Below are 17,698 nucleotides of genomic sequence, written 5' to 3'. Positions count from 1 at the left end.
AAAATAGAACCTTTTCATTTTAAAACAAAAAAAGATAGCGTTTTCATAAGCGAAGACGCTTTTTTTATGGTATATTTAAAGAAGAGGTGAAAATCATGAAATTAAAAGCACTTGATCAAAGACAAGCTGGTATTTTGTTACCGTTATTTAGTTTACCAGGAAAACATGGAATAGGGGATTTAGGAAAAGAAGCTTATGAATTTGTTGACTTATCTGCTCAAGCAGGTTTTTCTATTTGGCAAATTTTACCATTAAATCCATCAAGCTCCGGGAATTCACCCTATACTCCTTATTCATCTTTTGCTGGTGATGAAATATATATTTCTTTAGAACTTTTAAAAGATTGGCATTTGTTAGATGAAGTTCCTAACTATTTACAAGATTTAAAAAGAGTTGATTATAAACGCGTACGTTTATTTAAAAATCGTTATTTAAGAAAAGCTTATCAAGTTTTCTTAAAAGATAAAGAATTAAAGAAAGAATATCGTACTTTTGTTAAAGGAACATTTTGGTTAAAAAAATATGCGCGTTTTATGGCTTTAAATAAAGCAAACGAAGGTTTACCTTGGGTAGATTGGAATGATGAAGATCAAAATATTAAAGGAAGTAATGAAGGATTAGAAGCAGAAATTGATTATATTCAATTTCTTCAATATATTTTTGTAAAACAATTTAATTTATTAAAAATACATGCACATCAAAAAGGAATATCTATCATGGGAGATTTACCTTTATATGTAGGTGATGATTCTGCGGATGTTTATGAGTATCGTAAATGTTTTCAATTAGATGATAAATTTTATCCTAAATTCGTATCTGGAGCATCACCTGATTATTTTTCAAAAGATGGCCAACTATGGGGACATCCTTTATATGATTGGGATTATTTAAAGAAAACAAGATATAATTTTTGGATCAAAAGATTAAAATGGAATAATGAAATTTTTGATATTTTAAGAGTTGATCATTTTAGGGCTTTTGATACATATTGGTCAGTTCCTTATGGAAGTGCTACAGCAAGAGAAGGAAAATGGATAGAAGGACCAAGTTATCATTTTTTAGATTCAGTTTATAAACAATTGCCTAAACTTAATATGATTGTTGAAGACTTAGGAGAATTACGTCCACAAGTACATGAACTGAGAGATCATTATGATTTATTAGGAATGAAAGTTATGCAATTCTCTTTTGGAGAAGATGAAAGAAAAGTTAAATATAAAATTCCTCAACATTGTGTTGTTTATACAGGAACACATGATAATGCTACTCTTAAACAATGGTATGAAGAATTAGATGATAAAGAAAGAATGAAAGAAATTATGAAGGGGCTAGGATATATAGGAGAAAATCTTGTGGAAGATATGCTGGCATATACACTTGAATGTGATGCAGTGATTTCTATTGTTCCTTTACAAGATCTACTTGGCTATGGCAAAGAAGCTCGTATTAATTTACCAGGGACAGTAGGTCCACATAACTGGTCTTATAAACTTACTTCATTTGATGATTATCAAAATCAAATACAAATAATTCAAAAAATGTTAAAGAAAGCTAAAAGATAAATACCATACTTATTATTTATATATCCTAAAAAACCGTGATAAAAGCGGTTTTTTTTAAATTTTAGGAGATGTAATCGCTTTTATTTATTAAATTATGACAATAAAATTGATTTTTAAAAAGAAAAAAATATAATAAGTTTCGTAGACAAGTCATGAACAGGTTTTTCTTCCTTAAATATTTTTTTGACAACAACATTCTAAATTTGTACATAGACTTGAAGTTAAGACCGAATGGTCTTTTTTTATTTTATAAAATAAAATTTGATTGAATAAAGAAAAGGATGATGTTTTACCAATAATTTAAAATATATATTTTTTTTATTTCATTATATAATAAGAAAAAGAGGAGAAAATTAATAGGACAATACAAATAGAAAAAGTATTAAAAGAGGCAGATTATGTTTTAAAAGGCAATCCCCAATTATTAAAAATGTTTAAACAATTGAAACAACTTTAAAAAAGATGAATGATGATGAAACTTTTATCATTACAGGAGACATTCCCGCCATGTGGTTAAGAGATTCTTCAGCTCAAGTGAATCACTATTTACCTTTTGTAGCTCAAGATTAAGAATTATCAGATCTAATTGCTGGACTTATTAATAAATAAGTTCAATGTTATGGAATTTATTTACATCCTCAGTTTGGAAAAATATACGCTTATGAAACGGATGGCTTCGGTAATTATTGTTTGATGGATGATGCTAACGTACCATCTTTACTTTCTATGCCTTATTTAGGCTATTGTAAAAAGGAGGATACACTTTATCAACATACACGATCATTTATTTTAAGTCATCATAATCCTTATTATTATCAAGGAACCTGTGCAAGTGGTATCGGTAGTCCACATACTCCTAAAAATTATATTTGGCATATTGCTTTATCAATGCAAGGATTAACAGGGACTAAAGAAGAAGCTAAAAAAATGATTAATTTGATTTTAGAAACAAGTAATAATGAAGGATTATGTCATGAGGAATTTAATAAGGATGAACCAAGTGAATATACAAGATCTTGGTTTGCATGGGCTAATTCATTGTTTGCAGAATTGGTATATCAAACATATTTTGTAAAATAAAAGGATATACCTAAGTGTACAAAAAATAAAACATTATTTAATAATGTTGACTTTATTTTTAAAACCGATTTATAATACATACAATAAGTGAAACCGATGAAGTGGAGATAAAAATAGAACGTGCACTTATAGAGAGTTTGGATGGTGGAAGCAAACAGAACGCAGTCTATTAAATGGACCACTGAGGGCAAAAGGAAAGGCATTAGCTGAGTATTTTTTGACGTAAGGCTTACGTAAGTAGTCATAGATGTGATAGCATCTAGTAAAGTGCATGAGTGTATCATGAATCAAGGTGGCACCGCGGACATAACCGTCCTTGAAAGTTTAACTTTCAAGACGGTTTTTTTAATTATTAGGGGGAATTATATGTATTATCCAAGTTTAGAAATGTTAGAAGAAATGGATCTTAGTCAGTCTGATTTAGTTCCAATAAAAAAAGAAATCTATAGTGATATGATTACACCTATAGAATTAATGAGAAAATTAAAACAATATTCTAAACATGTTTATATGTTAGAAAGTCATGAAGATAAAAATAAATGGGGAAGATATACTTTTATAGGATTTGATCCTAAAAGCGAAATTACTTGTTATAACAAGATGATGAAAGTGGATGATAAGATTTTTAAAGTGACACATCCCAAAGAATATATTAGAAAAGTTTTAAATGAACATCGTAGTTTAAAATTAGAGGGTTTTCCTACTTTTACAGGAGGCTTAGTTGGTTATTTTAGTTTTGATTATTTCAAATATAGCGAACCTTCAATTATTAAAAATCAAAAAGATAATGGTTTTAATGATGTTGATTTAATGTTATTTGATAAAGTTATTTGTTTTGATCATTTTAAGCAAAAGTTGATTTTAATTGTTAATATTGGAACAAATGATTTACAAAAGAATTATAAAAAAGGAATCAAAGAATTAGATGAATTAGATTATATTATTAGAAAACATGTTAAAACACTTGTTCAACCATTAAAATTATTAGAAGATTTTAAACCAGTTCTCTCTAAAGAAGAATATTGTCAAATGGTTGAAAAAGGTATTGATTATATTAAAGAAGGTGATATCTTCCAAGTTGTTTTATCAAATAGACTTTATGCAAAAGCAACAGGTTCATTATTTGATAGCTATCGTGTTTTAAGAACAACGAATCCATCACCTTATATGTTCTATTTTGCAAGTGATAATATTGAAGTAGCTGGAGCTTCTCCAGAAACTTTAATTAAATTGGAGGAAACAAAGTTAACAACTTTTCCAATTGCTGGAACGAGAAAAAGAGGAAAAGATGATCAAGAAGATCAACAATTAATAGATGATTTATTAAAAGATGAAAAAGAATTAGCTGAACATAATATGCTCGTTGATTTAGGAAGAAATGATTTAGGAAGAATTTCTAAATTCAATAGTGTACATGTGGTATCTTATATGGATATCTTAAAGTTTTCAAAAGTTATCCATATAGCAAGTGTTGTTAGCAGTGAAATTAAAGAAGAATATGATGCTTTAGATGCAGTTGATGCTTTACTTCCTGCAGGTACTTTATCAGGAGCACCAAAGATCAGGGCATGTCAAATCATTAATCAATTAGAACAAAGTAAAAGAGGTATTTATGGAGGAGCGATTGGTTATTTAGATTTTACAGGAAATATGGATCTATGTATTGGTATTCGTTTAGCTTATAAAAGAAATAATGAAATTTCTATTTGTAGTGGTGCAGGAATTGTTTATGACAGTGTTCCTGAAAATGAATATCAAGAATGTTTAAATAAAGCAGGTGCGGTTGTTGAAGCAATCAAGATGGCAGATGGAGGTATTGATTATGATTCTACTCATTGATAATTATGATAGTTTTGCTTATAACCTTTATCAATTGATAGGTTCAATCGATGAAGATATCAAGGTTATAAGAAATGATGAAATGACAGTTGAAGAAATAGAAGAACTTCAGCCATCATGTATTATTATTTCACCAGGTCCAGGGAAACCGAGTGAAGCGGGTATTATTGAAGAAGTTGTTCAAAAATGTTATACGAAATATCCTATTTTGGGAGTTTGTTTAGGGCATCAAGCAATTGTTGAAGCTTTTGGAGGAACAGTAAGTTATGCTCAAAGCGTCATGCATGGAAAGTCTTCAATAATTAAAGTAGATACTACAAATCCAATTTTTAAGGGAATCGGGGAAAAGACAGCAGTGGCTAGATATCATAGCTTAGCTGCTAAAAAAGAAAATTTACCAGAATGTTTGAAGATTATAGGGGAAAGCGATGATGGTGAAATCATGGCAATCAGTCATAAAAACTATCCTGTTTATGGGTTACAGTTTCATCCGGAGTCGATTTTAACAAAAGAAGGTAAAAAAATAGTTGAAAATTTTTTAAAGGAGATACAAAATGATTAGGGAAGCAATTATTAAATTATCAAAAAAAGAAGATTTAACATGTCAAGAAGCTTATGAATGTATGAATGAGATCATGGATGATCAAGCTTCTGATATTCAAAAGGCTGCTTATTTAACAGCACTTTCATTAAAAGGTGAAACAATTGATGAAATAACTGCAAGTGCTAAAGGAATGAGAGAACATTGTGTGAAGTTATTGAATGATCAAGATGTTCTTGAAATTGTAGGAACTGGAGGAGATGGATCAAATTCTTTCAATATTTCTACAACTTCATCTATTGTGATTGCTAGTGGTGGTGTTAAAGTTGCTAAGCATGGAAATCGTGCGGCAAGTTCAAAAAGTGGCGCAGCAGATTGTTTAGAAGCTCTTGGAGTGGATATTACAATCAATGAAAAAAGAAGTAAGGAATTATTAAACGATATTAATATTTGTTTCTTATTTGCTCAAAACTATCATTTAGCGATGAAATATGTTGCACCAGTAAGAAAAGAACTAGGTATTCGTACAGTCTTTAATATTTTAGGACCACTTACGAATCCAGCAGGAGCGACTTATCAAGTAATGGGAGTTTATGATGGATCATTAGTTGAACCACTTGCTCAAGTTTTAAGTAATTTAGGGGTTAAAAGAGCTATGGTGGTTTATGGAAGAGATGGTTTAGATGAAATCTCAGCATCTAATGAAACTTTTGTTTGTGAAATTAATGAGAAACAATTTAAAACATATACAATTTCACCTGAACAATTTGGTTTACAAAGATGTTTAAAAGATGAACTTGTTGGAGGAACTCCAAAAGAAAACGCTCAAATTACACGAGATGTTTTAAATGGTAAACAAGGTGGACCTAGAACAGCTGTCTTAATGAATGCGGGGGCAGGTTTATATATTGGTGGTAAAGTTGATTCTTTACAAGCAGGAATTGATTTAGCAGCAAAGTTGATTGATAGTGGAAAGGCAAATGAAAAACTAGAAGAGTTTATAAAAGAATCAAACAAATAGGAGCGTATATTATGATTTTAGAAGATATTGTTGAAAGTACAAAAGAACGTGTTGAAACAAATAAAAAACGTCATTCAATTTATGAATTAAAAGAAAAAGCCTTTGCAATGCCTATTGACCAAAGTTTTCCTTTTAAAAAAGCTTTAGAAAAAGATGGAATGTCTTATATTTTAGAAGTTAAAAGACATTCACCATCAAAAGGACAAATTGTTTCCACTTTTGATTTTAAAGCAATTGCGAAAGAATATGAAATGATTGGAGCAGATGCTATTTCAGTAGTAACTGAACCTGATTATTTTAAAGGGGATGATGATTTTTTAAGAGAAATCAAACGTATTGTGAAAATCCCTGTTTTAAGAAAAGATTTTGTTGTAGATGAATATATGGTTTATGAAGCTAAAATCTTAGGAGCAGATGCAATTTTATTAATTGCAGGTGTTTTAGATGAAATTACATTAATGCGTTGTGTTAATTTAGCACATAATTTAGGTATGTCAGCAATTGTTGAAACACACAGTTCAATGCAAGTAAAAAAAGCGTTGCGTGTAGGCGCTAAAATTATTGGTGTAAATAACAGAGATTTAAGAGATTTCAGTGTTGATTTAGATACAACATTAAAATTAAGAGATATGGTCGATGATGATGTTATCTTTGTCTCTGAAAGTGGTATTAAAACAAGAAAAGATATTGAATTATTAGAAAAACATCATGTAAATGCTGTCTTAATTGGTGAAGCTATGATGAAAAGCCATGATAAAAGACATACATTAGAAGTTTTAAAAGGTATTGATGAAGAAGATTAAAATTTGTGGTTTAAAAAGAAGCGAAGATGTTGATTATGTAAATACATATCAACCTGATTATGTTGGCTTTGTTTTTGCGGGAAAAAAAAGAAAGATTACTTATGATCAGGCAAAAGAATTAAAAAAAGGTCTTTTATCTTCGATTCAAGTTGTAGGTGTTTTTGTAAATGAGGATATTTCTTTTGTTGAAAAATTAGTTAAAAATGATGTTATTGATCTAGTACAATTGCATGGTCAAGAAACAAATGAATATATAAAGATTTTAAAACAAAAAATAGATGTTCCAATTATTAAAGCAATTCAAATTAAAAATGATGATTCTTTCAATGTAGACTATGACGTTGATTATTATCTTTTCGATCATGGTTCTGGAGGAACTGGGGAAAGTTTTGATTGGTCTATGTTGAAAGAAGTCAATAAGTCTGTATTTTTGGCAGGGGGAATCAATCTTTCTAATATTGATGAAGCTTTAAAACTGAATGTTTATGGATTAGATGTTTCAAGTGGTGTTGAAACAGATGGTTTTAAAGATAGGGAAAAAATTAAGGAAATCGTAAGGAGAGTTAGAAATGAAAGGTAGATATGGAATACATGGGGGACAGTACATACCTGAAACTTTAATGAGTGAAATTCATAAAATTGAAGAGGCTTATGAATTTTATAAAAATGATCAAGCATTTAATGATGAACTTAATATATTATTAAAAGAATATGCTGGTAGACCATCTTTATTATATTATGCGAAAAAGATGACAGAAGATTTAGGTGGCGCTAAAATCTATTTAAAAAGAGAAGATTTAAACCATACAGGTTCTCATAAAATCAACAATGTATTAGGACAAGCTTTAATGGCTAAAAAAATGGGAAAAACAAGAATTATTGCTGAAACTGGTGCTGGACAACATGGTGTAGCTACAGCCACAGCAGCAGCCTTGCTTGGACTTGAATGTGAAATTTTTATGGGAAAAGAAGATACAGATCGTCAAGCTTTAAATGTTTATCGTATGGAACTTTTAGGAGCTAAAGTACATCCTGTAACTACAGGGACAATGACTTTAAAAGATGCGGTCAATGAAGCAATGAGAGAATGGACAAAACGTGTGGATGATACGATGTATGTTTTAGGTTCTGTGATGGGACCTCATCCATTTCCAATGATGGTGAGAGATTTCCAAAGTGTGATTTCTAAAGAAGCAAGAGAACAAATTCTTGAATATGAAGGTAAACTTCCTACAGCTGTGATGGCTTGTGTTGGTGGTGGAAGTAATGCGATGGGAATGTTCTATAATTTTATCAGTGATAAAGATGTAAAACTTATTGGTTGTGAAGCCGCTGGTAAAGGTGTCGATACAGCTTTAACAGCAGCAACAATTGCGACAGGATCATTAGGTGTCTTCCATGGAATGAAATCTTACTTCTGTCAAGATAAATACGGTCAAATTGCACCTGTTTATTCTATTTCAGCCGGTTTAGATTACCCAGGTATTGGACCTGAACATGCTTATTTACATGATACAAAACGTGCGCAATATGTACCAGTTACAGATGATGAAGCAGTGGATGCTTTTGAATACATTGCAAAAACTGAAGGAATTATTTGTGCCATTGAAAGTGCACATGCGATTGCACATGCAATCAAAATAGCACCAACTATGAAAAAAGATGATATTTTAATTGTCTGTCTTTCAGGTAGAGGAGATAAGGATGTTGCAGCGATTGCAAGATATAGGGGGAAAGAAATCTATGAATAGAATATATAAAGCTTTTGAAAATAAAAAAGCCTTCATTGGGTTTTTAACAGCAGGAGATCCTGTAATAGATAAAACAGTAGACTATATTTTAGATATGGAACAAGCAGGGGCTAGTTTGATTGAAATTGGTATTCCCTTTTCTGATCCAATTGCTGAAGGACCAACCATTCAAGAAGCAAATGTACGTGCTTTAAAAAACAAAGTTACAACAGATGATGTTTTTGAAATGGTTAAAAAAGTAAGAGAAAAAAGTGATATTCCTTTATGTTTTATGACTTATTTAAATGTTGTTTTCCATTACGGTTATGATGAATTCTTTAAAAAATGTCAAGAAGTTGGCATTGATGGTATTATTCTTCCAGATTTACCTTATGAAGAAAGCCAAGAAGTCAAAGATGTTTGTTATAATTATGATGTTACTTTAATTTCAATGATTGCCCCAACAAGTAAAGATCGTGTTGAAATGATTGCAAAAGAAGCAAAAGGATTTATCTATCTTGTATCGTCAATGGGTGTTACAGGAACAAGAGATAATACTTCATTTGCTAATAATCTTGAAGAAATTATTGGACATATTCGTCAAGTAACAAATACACCAGTAGCTATTGGTTTTGGTATTAATAAACCAGAACAAGTAAAAGAGTTTAAACAATATGCTGATGGTGTCATTGTTGGTAGTGCAATTGTTAATATTATTAAAGAACATGGAAGTCAAGCAGATGAACCTTTAAAAGAATATATTCAATCACTTACAAATGAACTATAAAAGTGCAAGCTAAGTCTTGCCTTTTTATTTTATTAGTTATATCGAATATCGATAATTTAATTAAAATGTTTATATTCATTGTTTTTGTCTATCCTAAAAATGTGGAGGTAAATCTATGAATATAAAAAAATATAATGAAATTGCAGATAAAAACAAACCACAAAAGCAAGTATTAAAACATACAGCAAGTGCTTTTTTAGTGGGTGGAGTGATTGGTATGATAGGAGAATTTTTTTTAAATCTATACAAAGAATTATTTTCTTTTAGTGAAAAGGAAGCCACCCCTATTATGTTGATTACTCTTATTTTAATTGCAGCAATACTAACGGGTTTAGGAATCTATGACCGTTTAGGTGATTTTGCAGGGGCAGGTTCTTTTATTCCTATTACAGGTTTTTCAAATGCGATGACTTCAAGTGCAATGGAGGCAAGAAGTGAAGGTTTCGTGACGGGAATAGGGGCTAATATTTTTAAACTTGGTGGAGCGGTGATTACTTTTGGAATTGTTGCTTCATTTGTATTAGGAGGAATTCGTTATGTCATCACCTATTTCTGGTAGTAGTTTTGTTTTTCAAGATGTTTATATTCAAAGTGTTGGGACAACAGCAGGAATTGTTGAACATCAAGGACCTTTAGGACATTATTTTGATAAACATTATCCTAATCATTATCATCATCATGCAAGTTATGAACAGGCAGAAATTGAAATGCTGAAAGATGCTATCCTTATTTGTTTAAAAAAAGGAAAAGTAAAAAAAGAAGAAATTGATTTATATTTTGGAGGAGACTTAAATAATCAAATTACAGCGTGTTATTATTACGCTAATCATTTACATCGACCTTTTATTGGCTTATATAGTGCATGTAGTACGATTGGACTTGCTCTAGCAAATGCTTCAATTATGATTGAAAATCATAATATTCATAGTGCTATGGCTTGTACAGTTTCTCATAATGCCACAGCAGAAAGACAATTTAGATATCCTTTAGAATATGGTATACAAAGAAAAGAAACGATGACTTTTACGGCTACAGGAAGTGTCGCTGTCTTTTTATCAAATAAACCAAGTCAAATAAGAATTGAATCTATTACTTTAGGAAAAGTCATCGACTTCGATCAATATGACGCTAATGATATGGGGCGTGCCATGGCACCAGCAGCTTTAGATACCTATTTACAACATATGAAAGATCTAAAGAGAGATGGTACTTATTATGATTTAATTTTAACCGGAGATCTTTCTCGTTATGGAAAAACAATTATGAAAGATCTTTTAAAAGAAGAAAATCAAAAGTATAACGAGTATGATGATTGTGGTTGTTTACTTTATGATGTTACTCAAAATGTCAATCAAGGAGGAAGTGGTCCTGTTTGTAATGGACTTGTTAGTTTTGGCTATATTTATCAGATGATGTTAAAAGGAAAGTATCAACGTGTGCTTGTTCTAGCAACAGGGGCTTTGTTAAATCCGGTGATGACAAATCAAAAATTATCGATTCCTTGTGTTTGTCATGGCTATGTATTGGAGGTTGTCAAATGAATTACGTCTTATCCTTTTTGTTTTGTGGGTTTGTCTGTGCTGTTGCTCAACTAATTTATGAATATACTAAATTAACGCCAGGACATATTACATGTAGTTTTGTTGTACTAGGAGCACTGTTAGATTTATTTCATATTTATGATCGATTGATTAAAATTTTTCATGCAGGGGCAATGCTTCCCATTACGAGTTTTGGCCATTCTTTAATGCATGGGGCCATGGCAATGACAAAAGAATACGGGGTCTTTGGTCTAGCAATGGGAATGTTTGATTTAACAGCAGCAGGAATTTCTTCGGCCATTTTATTTGCGTTTATTATTGCTCTTTTCTTTAAACCAAAATCATGAAAAACTCTTCGTTTGATTTAAATGTTAGATATTTAGATTTTGATGGTCGAAAAATTGAAATTGATTATATTTCTAGTTTATGTTCTGATGAATTGATTGCTTATTTAGTTGAAGGAATTACAAATGCAAAAGGAAAAACTTTAAAAGATTGTTTAAATAATGGAGATGTCAAAGAAGAATTAAATAAAGAAAATTACGAATATGCGATGCTTACAGGTTGTGCAATCGTTAAAGATATAGATAAAAGTAAAGTCTATGTTTTAGATACAAGACATTTTCCTACACGTTCAATCGAAGAACCAGATACAGAAAAATCGGTTAGAGGAAGTAAAGATGGATTTAATGAAAATCTATTAAATTGTGCAGGTTTGATTAGAAGACGTATTCGTACATTAGATTTAGTAATGGAAAAAGTTACGGTAGGTAAAAAAAATAAATTAGATATTTGTTTATGTTATTTAAAAAGCGAAATAGATCAAACCATGTTAAAAAGTGTTAAAGAAAGACTTAATGAAATAAAAAATGAAGATTTAATTATGACAGATCGTGCTTTGGAAGAATTGATTTTTGACCAAAGTTATAATCCTTTTCCCCTTGTAAGATACAGTGAAAGACCAGATGTGGTTTCTACACATATTCATCATGGTTATCTTGCCATTATATGCGATACTTCAAGTTCTGTTATGATGTTACCTACAACTTTGTTTGAAATTCTAGAACATGTTGAAGAACATCGACAAACACCTATTATTGGTACTTTTATTCGTTTAATTCGTTTTAGTGCTGTATTTCTTTCAATTTATTTGGTTCCTTTATGGATGTTGATTGTAAATCAAGGAAGTGTCAGTCTAAAAAAATTATTTTCAATTATTTTAGTTGAACTGGCAGTAGAGCTTTTAAGAATTGCAACCATTCATACGCCCAATTCTATTTCAAATACGATGGGGATGATTGCTGCTATTTTACTAGGAGAATTTGCGATTGAACTCGGTTTTTTTTCAGGAGAGATTCTTTTATTTGTATCTATTGGAGATGTTTGTGGTTTTGCCACACCTAATTATGAATTATCTTTAACCAATAAATATGTAAAAATATTTATGATTCTATTTTCAGGATTATTTGGTTGGCTAGGCTTTATTGCTTATCAAGTTATTTTATATATGTATTTAATATCATTAAAACCTTTTGGCTTTTCCTATCTTTATCCATTAATTCCTTTTAATGGAAAAGATTTACTCCAATTCATTATTAGAGAACCTAAGAAATAAAAATTTTATTAAATTAATCAAATGATTATAGTTTATCAAAAAACAGAGGTTCCTATTTAACCTCTGTTTTAAAATAAAGTAAAAATAATTAAACTACATGTAGCAATAGCAACAGCTGGTGGATCGATATGTGTACCACAATCTGTATTGAGCACCATCCCAAAAATTAATCCAATAAAATGAGCAATGATACCAAAAATAACAGCAATCAAAATATTACCTGTTTGTGCCATTGCATAACCTACAACAAGAGTTGTATGGTGTGTAGCAGGGAAAGCAGGATCACTTAAAGCAAAGATAAGTGTTAAAGCACTAATTGAAAAACCAATTGTATAAAGACCTGTTTCTTTTGCAAAATAAGCCATAACTGTTGATACAGCTAAACCAATTAAAAATTGAAATCCCCAAAATGAAGGAGATGCTTTTTCTAAGAAATCTAAATTCTTTTCATTATATGTATCTTCTTGATTGAATAAGATTCTTCCTAAAACTCCTACAAGAATAACCGAAACTGCTCCGGTATCTACTGGAAATGAAAAATAATTTTCAAAAGCAAAAATCAAATAACCTAAAACCCCACCGATAGCACCTACGAGTAAAACCTTTGGATCATTGGTAAAAGCAAGTGACCTAGAAGTTTCAACGCCTCTTATTTCATGTTTTGTTCCTGCATAGGCAGTTGCAAGTCCTGCAGCGTTAAAGATAATACATGGTAAAAATAAATTATTTGATAAAGCTTCATTTAAAAATGTGGTATTAACACCAACATGTTCTAATAAAAATATAAGGAGACCGACAAAACCTGTACAAATAAAGGTTTGTGTTCCACCAATTAGTGTTCCTAAAATTCCTGCAAAAAAAGCTAATATAATTGATGATAATGAAAACATTTTATAACTCCTTTCAGGCGTATTATATAGGAAATAATCAACATAATAAATACAAAATATAAATTTATGTTATAATACCTAAGAGGTGAAACAATGGAATATCAAGTTATATTAGATGATTTTCAAGGCCCTTTAGATTTATTGTTACATTTAATTAAAGAAAAAGAGATGGATCTACAAACACTTGAATTATCAGTTATTACAGATCAATATTTACAATATATACATATGATGGAATCATCACAACTTGAAGTGATGTCTGAATATTTAGTCATGGCTGCACAGCTTATTGAAATGAAAAGTAAAATGCTTTTACCTAAAGAAAAAGTACAAATTGAAGATGAGTATCAAGAAGATCCAAGAGAAGCACTCATTAGAAGACTTATTGAATATAAAAGATATAAAGATGTTTTAGACGAGATTCAAGAAAAATATGAAAAAAGACAATCTATGTTGATTAAACCCTCTAATAATATGGAAGAATATGTCATTGATACTTCAACAATGATTCCAAAGGGGTTAGAAGTATATGATTTAATGAAGGCTATGCAAAAAATGTATCAAAGAAAAATGTTATCACGACCATTAGATACACATATTTCTAAAAAAGATATTTCCATTGAACAAAGAAGTGATCAAATTAGAAATTATTTTAAAGTAAGAGTTAATAAAAGGGTAAAATTAGATGAATTATTTGATAGAGGAGATCGCTATTATTTTATCGTGACATTTTTATCGATTTTAGTTTTAGCTAATGATAAAGAAGTTGAAATTATCCAAGAAGGATTGTTTGATGATATTTATGTAGAGGGGAAAGAGTAATGGAAGATTATAATAATATTATAGAAGGTATCCTTTATCTAAAAGGTGATGAAGGTATTGATATAAAAGAATTATCACTGATTTTAGAAATTTCTAAAAAAGAAGCTGTGGAAGCTATGGATCATTTTATAGAAGCTTATTCAAAAAGAGGCTTTGATGGCCTACAAGTTGTTGATTTTGGTGGTAAATATAAACTTGCAACGAATCCTCAATATTTTCCTTATTATCAAAAAATGGTAGAACAATCAAAAGCAACACTTTCTCAAGCAGCTTTAGAAACACTCGCTATTATTGCCTATAATCAACCAATTACTCGTGCTAAAGTTGAAGATATTAGAGGAGTTGGTTGTGATGGCATGATTAGAAAACTCATTGCTAAAGCGCTTATTAAAGAAGTAGGCAGAGAAGAAAGTCCAGGACTTCCTATTTTATATGGGGTGACAGATGAATTTATGGATGCTTTTTCTTTAGCGTCTTTAGATGAACTTCCAGAACTTGGTGATGTTGTAGAGACAGAAAGTGATGAAGATATATTTAAAACGAAATATCAAGAGAGGGATTTATAGTGAAACTCATCAATCATTTAAAAACAATTAATAAACATAAATACTATGTAACAATGCTTTGTTTTAAATGTGGTTTATATAAACAAGGATTACTACATGATTTATCAAAATATTCGCCAACTGAACTAAAAACAGGTGCTAAATATTGGGTAGGGACGCGTTCACCTAATTCAATTGAAAGAGAAACGATTGGTTATTCTTCCGCTTGGCTTCATCATAAAGGAAGAAATAAACATCATTGGGAATATTGGGTTGATTTTTCAAGAGAAGGGGTTGTTCCTGCCAAAATGCCTACAAAGTATGTTGTGGAAATGTTTTGTGATCGAGTAGCAGCAACAATGGTTTACCGTGGAGAAAATTTTGATGTATCGGCTCCTTTAGATTATTATAATAAGACACATGGTTATTATGTCATTCATCAAGAAACAGATGCAATGATTAAAGATATGTTAGTTCATTTATCTAAAAGTAATTTAGAAGAAACAATTGATTATATTAAAGAAACTTATTTATAAATTCTATGTTTTGCATAGAATTTTTTTATAGAAATGATATAATAGTTACATTATATTTAAGGAGCTTGAAGATGAATTTTTTACATTTAAAATATTTAATAGAAGTTGAAAAATATGAATCTATTTCTAAAGCAGCACAGCATCTCTATATTAATCAACCACGTTTATCTAAAATTATTAAAGAAATAGAAGAAGAAGCTAATATAAAGATATTTGAAAGGCATAATAAAGGGGTTGTTCCAACAACTAAAGGAAGAGAATTTTTATCACAGGCTAAAAAAATTGTTCAAGAAGTAGATTATTTAAAAAATATGTATCAGGATGATCCTCATAAATTGAATTTAGATATTTGTGTCCCTCGTTCAAGTTACATCTCAGAAGCTTTTATTGAATATTTAAAAATGGATAATAATATGAAAAAGGAATTGAATTTAAATTATCGAGAAACAAATTCAATTGATACGATTCAAAATGTTTATGATGGAGAAAATAATTTAGGAATTGTACGTTTTCCTTTAAGAGATCAAGATTATTATTTCAATATTTTAAATTTAAAAGAATTGACTTATGAAAAACTATTTACTTTTGATTATCAAATTCTTATTTCAAAAGGTAATCCTCTTAAAGATAAAGATATCTATATGAAAGATTTAAAGAAACAAATTGAATTGAAACATGGAGATATTCATATTCAAGAAGATCATCATAATCATAAGCATATGAACATTTATGAAAGAGGAATACAATTTGAACTTTTAAGTGAGATTCCAGAAACTTATATGTGGGTTGCCCCAATGCCTAAAAAGCTTTTAAAACAAAATGATTTTGTTTTAAAAGCTTGTAAAGATAAGAAAATACCCTATGTTGATTATTTAATTTATCGAAAAGGATATGTTTTATCAAAAGAAGATCAAAATTTTATAGAATGTTTGAAAAATGGAATCGAACAAGTAAAGTAAAAAAATGTACATGTAATGTGAAAAAAATAACTTGATATATAAAAAAAAGCATATCACTATGCCTTTTTAGTATCTAACCAAAAATAAATGTAAGTGCTATCATTAGAGATAGGAAAAGAGGAGAATAAGTTATGCAAAGATTTACATTACCTAGAGATTTATATCATGGAAAAGGTGCTTTAGAAGCCCTTAAAACATTAGAAGGAAAAAAAGCTATTGTATGTGTTGGTGGAGGATCAATGAAACGTAATGGTTTCTTAGATCGTGCTGTTAACTATTTACAAGAAGCTGGAATGGAAGTTAAATTATTTGAAGGTATTGAACCAGATCCATCAGTTGAAACTGTTATGAAAGGTGCAGCTGTTATGGAAGAATTTAATCCAGATTGGATTGTTGCCATGGGTGGAGGTTCACCAATTGATGCAGCAAAAGCTATGTGGATTAAATATGAATATCCAGATATTACATTTGAAGATATGTGCAAAGTATTTGGTATTCCAAAATTACGTAAAAAAGCTCATTTCTGTGCTATCCCATCTACTAGTGGTACAGCAACAGAAGTTACTGCTTTCTCAATTATTACAGACTATAATAAAGGAATTAAATATCCTATCGCTGATTTTGAAATTACACCAGATGTTGCTATTGTTGATCCTGATTTAGCTGAAACAATGCCAGTTAAATTAGTTGCTCATACTGGTATGGATGCAATGACTCATGCTATTGAAGCATATGTTTCTACAGCAAACTGTAATTATACAGATCCACTTGCTATTCATGCAATTGAATTAATTCAAGCTAACTTAGTAAAATCATATAATGGAGATATGGCAGCAAGAGATACAATGCATGATGCTCAATGTTTAGCTGGTCAATCATTCTCTAACGCTTTATTGGGTATCGTTCACTCAATGGCACATAAAACAGGTGCTGCTTTCGTTGATCAAGGTGGACATATTATTCATGGTGCAGCTAATGCAATGTATTTACCAAAAGTTATTGCTTTCAATGCCAAAGATCCAACAGCTAAAAAACGTTATGGTGTCATCGCTGATTACATGCATTTAGGTGGAGCAGATGATGATGAAAAAGTTGCTTTATTAATTAAATATTTAAGAGGTATGAATGATGAATTAAATATTCCTCATGGAATCAATAAATATGGCGCAGATGGTATGCCAGCTGAAACTGGATTTGTTCCAGAAGATATCTTCTTAGCACGTGTTGATGAAATTGCTGATAATGCAATTGCTGATGCATGTACAGGATCAAACCCACGTATTCCAAACCATGATGAAATGGTTGCTTTATTAAAAGCTTGCTACTATGATACAGAAGTAGATTTCTAATAGAATAAATGAGGTTCTAAATAGGCTCCATGTCAATAGTGGAGGGGCTTAAGAGATAGCGAAAGCTATCTCTTTTCT

20 protein-coding genes are annotated in these 17,698 nt (G+C 30.2%); 19 read left to right on the top strand and 1 reads right to left on the bottom strand.

Translation table 11 applies throughout. From position 1 onward, the window contains the following. Positions 1 to 95: 95 nt before the first annotated feature. The 14 genes from malQ (at position 96) to HUU89_RS09590 (ending at position 12,519) form a co-directional block, all read left to right on the top strand. Positions 96 to 1,562 (top strand): 4-alpha-glucanotransferase, encoded by a 1,467-nt coding sequence (gene malQ / locus HUU89_RS09650; protein ID WP_032090622.1) that lies wholly within the window; start codon positions 96 to 98, stop codon positions 1,560 to 1,562. A 441-nt stretch (positions 1,563 to 2,003) separates the two neighbouring features. After that, entirely contained in the window at positions 2,004 to 2,132 is a 129-nt protein-coding gene (locus HUU89_RS15055; protein WP_317989751.1) for a glycoside hydrolase family 125 protein, read from the top strand. Positions 2,133 to 2,186: 54 nt separating this feature from the next. Then, positions 2,187 to 2,642 (top strand): glycoside hydrolase family 125 protein, encoded by a 456-nt coding sequence (locus HUU89_RS15050; protein ID WP_317992339.1) that lies wholly within the window; start codon positions 2,187 to 2,189, stop codon positions 2,640 to 2,642. 366 nt (positions 2,643 to 3,008) lie between these two features. Next, complete coding sequence (locus HUU89_RS09640; protein ID WP_175301624.1) at positions 3,009 to 4,481, top strand: anthranilate synthase component I family protein; 1,473 nt, start codon at positions 3,009 to 3,011, stop codon at positions 4,479 to 4,481. Then, a complete protein-coding gene (locus HUU89_RS09635) occupies positions 4,465 to 5,043 on the top strand; it encodes an anthranilate synthase component II (protein WP_032090621.1) in 579 nt (192 codons plus the stop codon). Before HUU89_RS09640 ends, HUU89_RS09635 begins: the two co-directional genes overlap by 17 nt. After that, a complete protein-coding gene (gene trpD / locus HUU89_RS09630; RefSeq protein WP_175301623.1) occupies positions 5,036 to 6,043 on the top strand; it encodes an anthranilate phosphoribosyltransferase in 1,008 nt (335 codons plus the stop codon). The genes HUU89_RS09635 and trpD overlap by 8 nt, the downstream gene beginning before the upstream one ends. An 11-nt stretch (positions 6,044 to 6,054) precedes the next feature. After that, the gene (gene trpC, locus HUU89_RS09625; RefSeq protein WP_175301622.1) at positions 6,055 to 6,846 is read left to right on the top strand and encodes an indole-3-glycerol phosphate synthase TrpC; all 792 of its coding nucleotides are present in this window, start codon (positions 6,055 to 6,057) and stop codon (positions 6,844 to 6,846) included. Further along, positions 6,833 to 7,426 carry a phosphoribosylanthranilate isomerase gene (locus tag HUU89_RS09620; RefSeq protein WP_175301621.1) on the top strand — a complete coding sequence of 198 codons (594 nt, stop codon included), beginning with the start codon at positions 6,833 to 6,835 and terminating at the stop codon, positions 7,424 to 7,426. Before trpC ends, HUU89_RS09620 begins: the two co-directional genes overlap by 14 nt. After that, positions 7,416 to 8,597: a tryptophan synthase subunit beta gene (trpB, locus tag HUU89_RS09615; protein WP_175301620.1), complete on the top strand. Its 1,182-nt coding sequence runs from the start codon at positions 7,416 to 7,418 to the stop codon at positions 8,595 to 8,597. The genes HUU89_RS09620 and trpB overlap by 11 nt, the downstream gene beginning before the upstream one ends. Beyond that, the gene (gene trpA / locus HUU89_RS09610) at positions 8,590 to 9,363 is read left to right on the top strand and encodes a tryptophan synthase subunit alpha (protein ID WP_175301619.1); all 774 of its coding nucleotides are present in this window, start codon (positions 8,590 to 8,592) and stop codon (positions 9,361 to 9,363) included. Before trpB ends, trpA begins: the two co-directional genes overlap by 8 nt. A gap of 115 nt (positions 9,364 to 9,478) precedes the next feature. Next, positions 9,479 to 9,922 carry a stage V sporulation protein AC gene (gene spoVAC / locus HUU89_RS09605; RefSeq protein ID WP_032090615.1) on the top strand — a complete coding sequence of 148 codons (444 nt, stop codon included), beginning with the start codon at positions 9,479 to 9,481 and terminating at the stop codon, positions 9,920 to 9,922. Continuing rightward, complete coding sequence (locus tag HUU89_RS09600; RefSeq protein ID WP_175301618.1) at positions 9,900 to 10,904, top strand: stage V sporulation protein AD; 1,005 nt, start codon at positions 9,900 to 9,902, stop codon at positions 10,902 to 10,904. Before spoVAC ends, HUU89_RS09600 begins: the two co-directional genes overlap by 23 nt. Beyond that, positions 10,901 to 11,251, top strand: a complete 351-nt coding sequence (gene spoVAE / locus HUU89_RS09595) for a stage V sporulation protein AE (RefSeq protein WP_032090613.1) — start codon at positions 10,901 to 10,903, stop codon at positions 11,249 to 11,251. Before HUU89_RS09600 ends, spoVAE begins: the two co-directional genes overlap by 4 nt. Further along, positions 11,248 to 12,519, top strand: a complete 1,272-nt coding sequence (locus HUU89_RS09590) for a spore germination protein (RefSeq protein WP_175301617.1) — start codon at positions 11,248 to 11,250, stop codon at positions 12,517 to 12,519. Before spoVAE ends, HUU89_RS09590 begins: the two co-directional genes overlap by 4 nt. Before the next feature lie 68 nt (positions 12,520 to 12,587). On the opposite strand, the gene HUU89_RS09585 is transcribed toward HUU89_RS09590, so the two are convergent. After that, positions 12,588 to 13,409, bottom strand: a complete 822-nt coding sequence (locus HUU89_RS09585; protein WP_032090611.1) for a hypothetical protein — start codon at positions 13,407 to 13,409, stop codon at positions 12,588 to 12,590. A 93-nt stretch (positions 13,410 to 13,502) separates the two neighbouring features. Here HUU89_RS09585 and HUU89_RS09580 point away from each other — a divergent pair, with 93 nt between their 5' ends. From HUU89_RS09580 to HUU89_RS09560, 5 genes are all read left to right on the top strand, one after another. After that, the gene (locus HUU89_RS09580) at positions 13,503 to 14,231 is read left to right on the top strand and encodes a segregation and condensation protein A (RefSeq protein ID WP_032090610.1); all 729 of its coding nucleotides are present in this window, start codon (positions 13,503 to 13,505) and stop codon (positions 14,229 to 14,231) included. Continuing rightward, positions 14,231 to 14,797 (top strand): SMC-Scp complex subunit ScpB, encoded by a 567-nt coding sequence (scpB, locus tag HUU89_RS09575; protein ID WP_032090609.1) that lies wholly within the window; start codon positions 14,231 to 14,233, stop codon positions 14,795 to 14,797. Before HUU89_RS09580 ends, scpB begins: the two co-directional genes overlap by 1 nt. Then, positions 14,797 to 15,312 carry a DUF5662 family protein gene (locus HUU89_RS09570; RefSeq protein ID WP_119363765.1) on the top strand — a complete coding sequence of 172 codons (516 nt, stop codon included), beginning with the start codon at positions 14,797 to 14,799 and terminating at the stop codon, positions 15,310 to 15,312. Before scpB ends, HUU89_RS09570 begins: the two co-directional genes overlap by 1 nt. A 71-nt stretch (positions 15,313 to 15,383) precedes the next feature. Further along, positions 15,384 to 16,271 (top strand): LysR family transcriptional regulator, encoded by an 888-nt coding sequence (locus tag HUU89_RS09565; RefSeq protein ID WP_119363764.1) that lies wholly within the window; start codon positions 15,384 to 15,386, stop codon positions 16,269 to 16,271. A gap of 131 nt (positions 16,272 to 16,402) precedes the next feature. Then, complete coding sequence (locus HUU89_RS09560; RefSeq protein ID WP_022001846.1) at positions 16,403 to 17,620, top strand: iron-containing alcohol dehydrogenase; 1,218 nt, start codon at positions 16,403 to 16,405, stop codon at positions 17,618 to 17,620. The last annotated feature ends 78 nt before the right edge of the window (positions 17,621 to 17,698 follow it).

The sequence above is a fragment of the Faecalibacillus sp. H12 genome (assembly GCF_013361255.1).
Taxonomy (GTDB): Bacteria; Bacillota_I; Bacilli_A; order Erysipelotrichales; family Coprobacillaceae; genus Faecalibacillus; species Faecalibacillus intestinalis.
The sequence above is the reverse complement of the archived record's forward strand: the minus strand, read 5'-3'. Positions and strand labels throughout refer to the sequence as shown.

Coding starts and splice junctions, on each gene's coding strand:
- malQ (WP_032090622.1), top strand. CDS start 96: ATGAAATTAAAAGCACTTGATCAAAGACAAGCTGGTATTTTGTTACCG.
- HUU89_RS09640 (WP_175301624.1), top strand. CDS start 3,009: ATGTATTATCCAAGTTTAGAAATGTTAGAAGAAATGGATCTTAGTCAG.
- HUU89_RS09635 (WP_032090621.1), top strand. CDS start 4,465: ATGATTCTACTCATTGATAATTATGATAGTTTTGCTTATAACCTTTAT.
- trpD (WP_175301623.1), top strand. CDS start 5,036: ATGATTAGGGAAGCAATTATTAAATTATCAAAAAAAGAAGATTTAACA.
- trpC (WP_175301622.1), top strand. CDS start 6,055: ATGATTTTAGAAGATATTGTTGAAAGTACAAAAGAACGTGTTGAAACA.
- HUU89_RS09620 (WP_175301621.1), top strand. CDS start 6,833: ATGAAGAAGATTAAAATTTGTGGTTTAAAAAGAAGCGAAGATGTTGAT.
- trpB (WP_175301620.1), top strand. CDS start 7,416: ATGAAAGGTAGATATGGAATACATGGGGGACAGTACATACCTGAAACT.
- trpA (WP_175301619.1), top strand. CDS start 8,590: ATGAATAGAATATATAAAGCTTTTGAAAATAAAAAAGCCTTCATTGGG.
- spoVAC (WP_032090615.1), top strand. CDS start 9,479: ATGAATATAAAAAAATATAATGAAATTGCAGATAAAAACAAACCACAA.
- HUU89_RS09600 (WP_175301618.1), top strand. CDS start 9,900: ATGTCATCACCTATTTCTGGTAGTAGTTTTGTTTTTCAAGATGTTTAT.
- spoVAE (WP_032090613.1), top strand. CDS start 10,901: ATGAATTACGTCTTATCCTTTTTGTTTTGTGGGTTTGTCTGTGCTGTT.
- HUU89_RS09590 (WP_175301617.1), top strand. CDS start 11,248: ATGAAAAACTCTTCGTTTGATTTAAATGTTAGATATTTAGATTTTGAT.
- HUU89_RS09585 (WP_032090611.1), bottom strand. CDS start 13,409: ATGTTTTCATTATCATCAATTATATTAGCTTTTTTTGCAGGAATTTTA.
- HUU89_RS09580 (WP_032090610.1), top strand. CDS start 13,503: ATGGAATATCAAGTTATATTAGATGATTTTCAAGGCCCTTTAGATTTA.
- scpB (WP_032090609.1), top strand. CDS start 14,231: ATGGAAGATTATAATAATATTATAGAAGGTATCCTTTATCTAAAAGGT.
- HUU89_RS09565 (WP_119363764.1), top strand. CDS start 15,384: ATGAATTTTTTACATTTAAAATATTTAATAGAAGTTGAAAAATATGAA.
- HUU89_RS09560 (WP_022001846.1), top strand. CDS start 16,403: ATGCAAAGATTTACATTACCTAGAGATTTATATCATGGAAAAGGTGCT.